10 protein-coding genes are annotated in these 8592 nt (G+C 40.1%); 8 read left to right on the top strand and 2 right to left on the bottom strand.

What is annotated here, in order from left to right:
- Positions 1 to 376 precede the first annotated feature (376 nt).
- From AACZ73_RS17080 to AACZ73_RS17060, 5 genes are all read left to right on the top strand, one after another.
- Positions 377 to 1324 (top strand): acetyl-CoA carboxylase carboxyltransferase subunit alpha, encoded by a 948-nt coding sequence (locus AACZ73_RS17080; RefSeq protein WP_339879724.1) that lies wholly within the window; start codon positions 377 to 379, stop codon positions 1322 to 1324.
- 50 nt (positions 1325 to 1374) lie between these two features.
- Positions 1375 to 2214 carry an MBL fold metallo-hydrolase gene (locus tag AACZ73_RS17075; RefSeq protein ID WP_339879722.1) on the top strand — a complete coding sequence of 280 codons (840 nt, stop codon included), beginning with the start codon at positions 1375 to 1377 and terminating at the stop codon, positions 2212 to 2214.
- The gene (locus AACZ73_RS17070) at positions 2204 to 3007 is read left to right on the top strand and encodes a patatin-like phospholipase family protein (protein ID WP_339879720.1); all 804 of its coding nucleotides are present in this window, start codon (positions 2204 to 2206) and stop codon (positions 3005 to 3007) included. The genes AACZ73_RS17075 and AACZ73_RS17070 overlap by 11 nt, the downstream gene beginning before the upstream one ends.
- Positions 3004 to 3564, top strand: coding sequence for a 1-acyl-sn-glycerol-3-phosphate acyltransferase (locus tag AACZ73_RS17065; protein WP_339879718.1), 561 nt, complete (start codon positions 3004 to 3006; stop codon positions 3562 to 3564). Before AACZ73_RS17070 ends, AACZ73_RS17065 begins: the two co-directional genes overlap by 4 nt.
- 116 nt (positions 3565 to 3680) lie before the next feature.
- A complete protein-coding gene (locus AACZ73_RS17060) occupies positions 3681 to 3842 on the top strand; it encodes a hypothetical protein (protein ID WP_339879716.1) in 162 nt (53 codons plus the stop codon).
- A 27-nt stretch (positions 3843 to 3869) separates the two neighbouring features.
- Here AACZ73_RS17060 and AACZ73_RS17055 read toward each other — a convergent pair whose 3' ends face one another.
- Both AACZ73_RS17055 and AACZ73_RS17050 read right to left on the bottom strand, forming a co-directional pair.
- Positions 3870 to 5057, bottom strand: coding sequence for an aspartate aminotransferase family protein (locus tag AACZ73_RS17055; protein ID WP_339879715.1), 1188 nt, complete (start codon positions 5055 to 5057; stop codon positions 3870 to 3872).
- A gap of 14 nt (positions 5058 to 5071) precedes the next feature.
- Positions 5072 to 5968 carry a class I SAM-dependent methyltransferase gene (locus tag AACZ73_RS17050; protein WP_339879713.1) on the bottom strand — a complete coding sequence of 299 codons (897 nt, stop codon included), beginning with the start codon at positions 5966 to 5968 and terminating at the stop codon, positions 5072 to 5074.
- A gap of 314 nt (positions 5969 to 6282) precedes the next feature.
- Here AACZ73_RS17050 and AACZ73_RS17045 point away from each other — a divergent pair, with 314 nt between their 5' ends.
- Genes AACZ73_RS17045 through AACZ73_RS17035 form a run of 3 tightly spaced genes read left to right on the top strand, consistent with a single transcriptional unit; the run spans position 6283 to position 8430 of the window.
- Positions 6283 to 7101 carry a 1-acyl-sn-glycerol-3-phosphate acyltransferase gene (locus AACZ73_RS17045; RefSeq protein ID WP_339879711.1) on the top strand — a complete coding sequence of 273 codons (819 nt, stop codon included), beginning with the start codon at positions 6283 to 6285 and terminating at the stop codon, positions 7099 to 7101.
- Positions 7098 to 8069 carry a GNAT family N-acetyltransferase gene (locus AACZ73_RS17040; protein ID WP_339879709.1) on the top strand — a complete coding sequence of 324 codons (972 nt, stop codon included), beginning with the start codon at positions 7098 to 7100 and terminating at the stop codon, positions 8067 to 8069. The genes AACZ73_RS17045 and AACZ73_RS17040 overlap by 4 nt, the downstream gene beginning before the upstream one ends.
- On the top strand, positions 8044 to 8430 hold the full coding sequence (locus tag AACZ73_RS17035) for a CoA-binding protein (protein WP_339879708.1): 387 nt from the start codon (positions 8044 to 8046) through the stop codon (positions 8428 to 8430). Before AACZ73_RS17040 ends, AACZ73_RS17035 begins: the two co-directional genes overlap by 26 nt.
- Positions 8431 to 8592: the final 162 nt, after the last annotated feature.

Here is an 8592-nt window from a genome sequence, read left to right as displayed (position 1 = left end):
AGCACGGTGGATACACAGCAAGAAAGCAACCATGGAAGATTGTTTGGACTAAATCATTTAAATCAAAAAAGGAAGCTCTACAAATGGAAAGAGCTATTAAAATGAAAAAATCCTGATCATTTATTGAAGTATTAATAGCTGAGAGTATATCTGGATAGACTGCCTGTCCCGATTTATCGGGAAGGTTGCGGGTTCGAGTCCTACCGGAAAAAATCGGGACAGGCTGTCCATTCCGTTTAAAGACCCGAATTTCTTCGGAACATATTGTTTTTTCCGGATTTTATAAGTTCCCCGATAATTATAAAAAGGCCGTTGATTAAAAATTTTAATTCCCAAGGGTATATGCTTATCTTTGTTTTTCCCAAAAATCACCAAAATGGTATTAGAATTCGAAAAACCTATAGCTGATTTAGAACAGAAACTTCAGGAAATGAAGGAGTTGGCTACCGGCAGAAATATCGATTTAAGCTCAGATATTGAATCCCTTGAAGATAAAATTCTTGCTTTGAAAAAAGAGACTTTTCAAAATCTGACCCGCTGGCAGCGAGTTCAGCTTTCCAGACATGCCGAAAGACCTTACGCGCTTGACTATATCTATGAGATGACAAATGATTTTGTCGAGCTGCATGGGGATAGAAATGTGGCTGATGACAAGGCAATGGTAGGTGGGTTGGGAGATTTGGATGGTAGATCAGTCATGTTTATCGGCCAGCAAAAAGGTAGAAACACCAAACAGCGTCAGATGAGAAACTTTGGGATGGCAAATCCTGAAGGATACAGAAAAGCACTTCGCTTGATGAAAATGGCTGAAAAGTTTGGTAAGCCAATCATTACTTTAATAGATACTCCAGGCGCATTTCCAGGTTTGGAAGCTGAAGAGAGGGGCCAAGGCGAGGCTATAGCCCGTAATATCAAAGAAATGTTTATGCTAAAAGTGCCAGTCATCTGTATCATCATTGGTGAAGGTGCATCTGGAGGAGCTTTGGGTATAGCTATTGGAGATAGGGTGCTGATGCTGGAAAATTCCTGGTATTCGGTCATTTCTCCTGAAAACTGTTCTACAATTCTGTGGAGAAGTTGGGATTATAAGGAGCAGGCTGCCGAAGCTTTGAAATTGACGGCAATCGATATGGAAGGGAACGGGCTCGTAGACGGAATTATTCCTGAGCCACTTGGTGGAGCGCATCGTGATATGAAAAAAATGGCCATTACATTAAAAGAAGCTATTCTAAGCGCTTTAAAGGAGCTCGATAAAATCAAGCCTGAAAAAAGAATTGACCAACGTATCGACAAGTTTTGCTCGATGGGTGTAGTAGTCGAGTAAAAATTTTAAACCCGGACTTTGCACAGAGTCCGGGATTTTTCTTTCATACCATGGAATTATACGTAGTCAATACCGGATTTTTCAAATTGGACGGAGGGGCCATGTTTGGTGTCGTTCCCAAGTCACTTTGGTCACGGACTAATAAGGCAGACGTAAACAACATGTGTACCTGGGCTATGAGATCTTTGCTGGCCGTGGACGGAAACAGAATTGTTTTAATCGACAACGGCATTGGAGATAAACAGGATGCAAAATTCTTCTCCCATTATTGCCTTCATGGAGATGATTCTTTGGATAAGAACCTTAAAAAACTTGGCGTCAGCTCCCATCAGATTACGGATAATTTTTTGACTCATTTGCATTTTGATCACTGTGGAGGCGGTGTAAAGTATGGATCACATGGTCAATATGAGATGACATTTCCAAGAGCTACTTATTGGTCAAATAAAGCTCATTGGAAGTGGGCTACTGATCCTAATCCCCGTGAAAAAGCTTCTTTTCTCGAAGAGAACATTTTCCCCATGCAGGAGCTTGGACAGTTGGATTATGTAGACTTGGAGAAGAAATCGTTTCTTCCTGGCTTTGACTTTATCACTGTAGACGGACATACGGATAAGCAAATGCTTCCAAAGATTGAATATAAAGGTAGGACAGTTGTTTTTGTGGCGGATTTACTTCCCTCGGTTGGGCATATTCCCTTACCATACGTGATGGGGTATGATACACGCCCACTTATCACAATGGACGAGAAAGCTAAATTCCTAGAGGAGGCAGCACGTGAGCAATATGTACTGTTTCTTGAACATGATGCATATAACGAATGCTGCACTGTGAAAATGACTGATAGGGGCGTACGCTTAGATCAAACATTCAGACTAGATGAAATCTAAACTAAAGATTGGGATAGCTCTTTCAGGAGGAGGGGTTCGCGGGATTGCGCATTTGGGTGTGCTGAAAGCACTCACCGAATCCAGTATTTTTCCAACCAAAGTGTCAGGTACATCTGCCGGGGCGATTGCGGGAGCAATGTTTTGTCAGGGCTATTCCCCCGAAGAAATCCTGAAAATAATAGTGGAGACCAATTACTTTAAGTTTTTGCGCCCGGCTATTTCTTTGACCGGTTTTTTTAAAATGGATTCCGTTGGCAACCTATTTAGGTTATATCTGGATCATGATGATTTCGCAAAATTGAAAATTCCATTGACCGTAGCTGCCACTGACATTAAAAAGGCTAAAGTGCGTTACTATTCGGAAGGGGAGCTGATCAGGCCAATTATGGCGTCGTCATGTATTCCGGGCATGTTTGATCCTATAGTAATAGGTAATAGGTATCTCGTGGATGGTGGTGTTCTCAATAATCTTCCTGTAGAGCCACTGGATGGTATTTGTGATTATGTGATTGGAATAAATTGTAATCAGTTGCCCGAAGAAACCAACATTAAGAACATGAAAAAACTGATTGAACGATCAGTAATAATGGCTATGAACTATAATGTTTATAGCAGAAAAGCAAAATGTGATTATTTTATTGAACCTCCGGGATTAGGACGTTACGGCGTTTTTGATATCAAAAAAGCTCCTGAACTATTTGAAGTTGGGTATGAGTATACCATGAATTTTATTCAGGAAAATCCTTCAATGTTGGAATTGGTGACTAAAAACAATAAACCTGAGAAAGTATGATGAAATTTTTGTCACGTATTGTTTTCTGGCTTTCAGGATGGTCTCTGAACGACCAATGGCCAAAAGGGTTGAAGAAAGCTGTTTTGATCGCTATTCCACATACTTCAAATTGGGATATTTTATATGCAAGAGCTGCTTTTTTCCTAATGGATATACCTGTTAGGTTTACCATTAAAAAAGAAGCTATGGTAGGACCGCTCGGGTGGATGCTAAGAGGTCTAGGCGCTATTGCTATAGACCGGAAAAGAATTCCAGGAGGCAGAAAGCAGACTTATACTGAATCCATGGTCTCGATGCTTAAAGAACGGGATGAACTTGTAATCATGGTGACACCAGAAGGCACAAGAAGTCAGGTAAAGAAATGGAAGTCAGGTTTTTACCAAATAGCGGTTGGAGCAAATGTGCCCATAATAGTTGGGTATCTTGATTACAAAAAAAAGGAGGCAGGAATAGGCCCATGCATTTATCCGGATGGAAATATGGATGCTCAGATTGAGGAGCTAAAAGTATTCGGAAGAACGGTTACTGGAAAGCATCCAGAGAAGGGAATTCTCTAAAAGCTAAAATCTGAAGTTAGAAGTCTAAAATCTACGAGGCTAAATCTGCTTTGGAGTTCCTTCATAAATAGATTAACATTAAAGCCTTTTCAAGTGGGTCGGATATTTTTTTAAGTGTGCTTGATAAAGATTTCAACCTATTAGCTGAGGCTGGGATATCAGAACTGGATAAGCTTCCATCAACTTACTTTACTAAGGATGGAAACATTTGGATGTATGAAAATATCAATGATGAACTGGCTTTTGTAATTGTAAAAATTGAGTATCTTAAGAATTGAAAGCTTCTCTGGGAAGTCGTCTATCAGCTATTCATTTACCTCTTCAATTGCCTGCAAAATTATTTGACATGCTTCATGAATTTCTTCTTTGGATATAGTTAAAGGAGGAGCAATTCGCATAGAATCATCACAGAATAAAAACCAATCTGTAATTACTCCTAATTCTATCGCACGATCAATGATTGGCTTGAGAGTATCAAAAGAATCAAACTCAACAGCCATCAATAAGCCTTTATTTCTAATGCTTTTGATTTTTGGATGGACCAAAAGAGCTTTGATCAAAGTGGCTTTTGCTTCCACTTCCTCAATTAGCTTTTCTTCCAGAATGATTTGAATAGTCGCCAAAGAAGCGGCTGAACTTACAGGATGTCCGCCAAAAGTAGTGATATGACCCAGTATGGGGTTGTTTTTAAAGACTCCCATTACATCTTTATTTGCTATAAATGCACCTATTGGCATTCCGCCGCCCATTCCTTTGGCACAAACTACTATATCCGGAATTATCCCAAAATGCTCGAAGGCCCAAAATTTCCCTGTCCTCCCAAATCCACATTGTACTTCGTCTAAAATAAGCAGCGTCCCAGTGTCATCGCAACGTTTCCGTAATGCTTCAAAGTATTCTTTATACGCAACCCTGATTCCTGCTTCGCCCTGAATGGTTTCTATCAGGACGGCGGCAGTGTTGGAGTCAATAATTTCCAAATCAGAAATTTCTCCGTAATTAATATGGCTTATGCCAGGAAGCAAAGGACGATAGGCTTGCTTGAAAATCTCATTTCCGCCCACGCTCAGTGATCCGTGTGAACTTCCATGATAGGCATTTACACAGGAAATTAAGTTTGGCTTTCCAGTATATCTTTTCGCAAGTTTTAAGGCTCCTTCTATAGCTTCGCTGCCACTATTTACCAGATAGACATTGTCTAATTTTTCGGGAAGCGTGTCACAGAGTACTTTTGCCAGTAAAGACTGTGGGCTTTGAACATATTCTCCATACACCATCAGATGCAGATATTTGTCAAGTTGCCCTTGTACAGCATCCAAAACTTTTGGGTGACGATGACCGACATTGCTTACACCGATTCCGGATATTAGATCAATGTATTTTTCTCCATTAGAACCATATAGGTAAATGCCTTCCGCTTTTTCCACTTCTATCATCAAAGGGAAATCTGTTGTTTGAGCTAGATGCTGAAGGAAAAGCTGACGGTTATTCATTACTGATGTTTAATTCAAAAGCTGGAAAATCTAAAGAAGATTCCAAGCGGCAGTTTTTTGTTTTGGTTGTCCTGAAGATAAAGCTCTCCATGTTCGGCATTTTGGACATTTTTGAAAGTAGTGTTAATTAGGTTCGCTGCGATAAGCGAGGAGAAGCTTAGAGAATACATGTTCAGCAGGAGAAAATGATCTTTAGGATCGAGGATCTCTGCACATACTTTTAACATTTCGTTAATTTGCTCTTCCAACACCCATTTTTCACCATCTGGACCACGCCCGTAAGCTGGCGGATCCAGAATGATTCCATTGTATTTGTTTCCGCGGCGTGCTTCTCTTTTGATGAATTTCATCGCGTCATCCACCATCCATCGGATATCGGACTGACCGGAAGACTCCATATTATGTCTGGACCAAGTAACCACCTGTTTGACTGAATCCAAGTGAGTCACATCCGCTCCTGCGGCTTTTGCGGCAACACTTGCAGCTCCTGTGTATGCGAAAAGGTTAAGCACTTTAGGTTTAGGCACAGGGGATCGCTGGATGGTTTTGTAGAGATAATCCCAATTTACAGCCTGTTCAGGAAATAGACCGATGTGCTTAAAGGAGGTTTGGGCCAAGTTTAGCTTCAGATTCAAACCCTCTACATTGCTATATTCAATTGCCCAATTGTGAGGCATTTTTTTCAACTGCTCCCAATTTCCTTTCTCCGGATTACTTTTCTCTTTGGCGAAGTGTGCATGTGCTAGGTTTCTCCATTCACTTTCGGGAAGTGTCTTATCCCAAATCGCCTGAGGTTCAGGCCTACTTAAAATGAAGTCCCCGAATCGCTCCAATTTTTCAAAACCTCCTGTGTCTATGAGTTCATAGTCTTTCCAAAGGCCAGGACAAAGGGATAGGATGGATTCGTTCATAGGATATAGTTTTCAGCGAGCAAAAATAAGGAATTAATTGGAGGCGAGCAGAAGGAGTGCTCTAGAATCAGATTTTCACCTTTCTGAGTATTTCAGAAAACTAAATATGCATAGACTGATAGAAAGCATGTGATATTTAGTATTTCCCAACCACTGAATTTAAATTAACTGGATTGGTAATCAGGATAGTAATTGATTGATCGTGCTTGAAACCCCTTGTTAAATCTGTTTTTTTGTACTTTTAGGTTTATTTTGAAATGGAAAAAGAACTATTTATCCTGTTTTCAAACCTCTTCAATCCCCGCAGAGTATAAATGTCTGAGAAATTTATCGATATAGAGAAAGCTATAGATTCCAAAAATCCTGCGCTTTTGAAATGGATGCCGGGCTTTTTACTTCGTTACATTAAGCGGGTGACGCATGAAGAATGGATGAATGAGGTGCTGGCGAAAGTTGAGCACTTGCACGGCATTGACTATGCAAATGGATTAATCCGGGAACTTAATATTGAAGTTGAGCTAGTGGGAGGAGAAAATATTCCGAAAACTGGGGGAATTATCATTGCAGCAAATCATCCCTTAGGTGGAATTGACGGCATTGCATTGATGCAGGCGATTGGACAAGTGAGGACAGATATACGATTTTTGGTAAACGACCTCTTAATGGCCTTTAAAAATTTCCAGACTTTGTTTGTTCCAATCAATAAACATGGTAAAAATTCTGCTGACACCCTTGCAGCAATCGAATCAGCATATTCCGGGTCTTACGCCGTTTTAATTTTTCCCGCAGGGTTAGTTTCAAGGAAAGATGAAGCTGAGATTCGTGATTTGCAATGGAAAAAGAGCTTTGTATCTAAAGCGAAGAAATACAAAAAAGATATATTACCTTGTTTTATAGGAGGTAAAAACTCAAAATTTTTCTACAATTTGGCTTATTGGAGAAAGAGAATTGGTATCAAAGCCAATATTGAAATGTTTTATCTTGCTGATGAGTTGTACAAGCAGCAAGGTCAAAAAGTGGTGATCACTGTAGGTGAACAAATTTCCTATCAAAGCCTAAACTCATCCAAATCTGATGGACAGTGGGCTGATCATGTGAAGGATATAGTTTACGAACTTGGTAAAAAAGAATGAAGAAAGAAGCAGAGATAATTCCGGCAATAGATAAAGAGCTACTGAAAGCTGAGTTGACTCCGGAGAGATTTTTACGGTATGCAAACAATGGGGACAACCTAGTTTATTTGGTGAATTTTCATAATTCCCCCAATGTAGTTAGGGAAATAGGGAGATTGAGGGAACTGACTTTCAGGGCAGCGGGAGGAGGAACAGGGCTTGAGCTTGACTTGGACGAAAATGATATTTGTGAGAACTGCTATGATCAGCTGGTTACCTGGAATCCGGAAGATGAAGAGATTGTTGCGGGTTATAGATTGATCAACTGTAAAAATTCAATTGAGGATGATGGTAGGTTAAATCTCTCCACTACACATTTATTTGATTTCACAGATCGATTTATCCAGGATTACATTCCCTTTACTATAGAACTTGGGAGATCTTTCGTTCAACCAAAATACCAGCCTGCGTTCGATAACAGGAAGGGGATTTTTAGCCTCGATAATCTTTGGGATGGACTTGGTGCAGTGGTATTGATGAATCCAGATGTCAAATACCTGTTTGGCAAAGTCACCATGTATCCTCATTTCAACCGCGAAGCAAGAGATTTGCTCCTAATGTTTATGAATTACTATTTCCCGGATAAGGAAGGATTGGTAAAGCCAAAGACAGAATTGATGCTAGGTTATGAAACTGATTTGCCGGACGCCGGTAATCCTTTTGAAGGATTGGAATACAAGGAAGGATATAAGTTGCTGAATGGACGCATCAGAACCTATGGAGAAAATATTCCTCCATTGATCAATACCTATATGAATCTTTCCCCAACTATGATGACCTTCGGTACAGCCTTAAATGATGAATTTGGGGAAGTGGAAGAAACGGGGATTTTGATCACACTTGCAGATATATACGAGACGAAGAAGCATAGACACATGGATACCTTTGAGCGGGACAAAACTTATGGAAGCAGAGAAGATGTCAGATAAACTTACTTTGATAGTTGGGGCTACCACCAATGCCTCCAGATATGCTTATTTCGCTGCGAGCAGACTGACAAATGCAGGTGTTCCCTTTATACCCATTGGTATCAAATCAGGTGAAGTTTTTGGTGAGAAGATTATGGATCTTCGCACTAAGCCAGAATTACAGAATATTCATACTATCACACTCTACATAGGGCCCTCCAATCAGGAAGAATGGATTGATTATTTAATCAGTCTACAACCAAAACGGATCATATTCAATCCGGGGACAGAGAATCCTGTATTTTTTACTAAAGCTAAAGCAAAAGGAATTGAGGTTTTGCAGGCATGCACCCTTGTTATGCTGGGATCAAATCAGTATTGAATCCACTGTATACCAGTGAATTAAACTGCCATTTTTCAAATCGTCATTTGCGCAACTGAGTATCGGGAAAAGCTGTGTAAAGTCACAATTTTTGCGTATCTTGCGGAATCTAAAAAAGAACATAAAATCACCTTTTTAGACCCAATTTGAGGGTTTTCTCCA

Origin of the sequence: uncultured Algoriphagus sp. (genome assembly GCF_963974835.1) — a bacterium.
Lineage (GTDB): Bacteria > Bacteroidota > Bacteroidia > Cytophagales > Cyclobacteriaceae > Algoriphagus.
The sequence above is the reverse complement of the archived record's forward strand: the minus strand, read 5'-3'. Positions and strand labels throughout refer to the sequence as shown.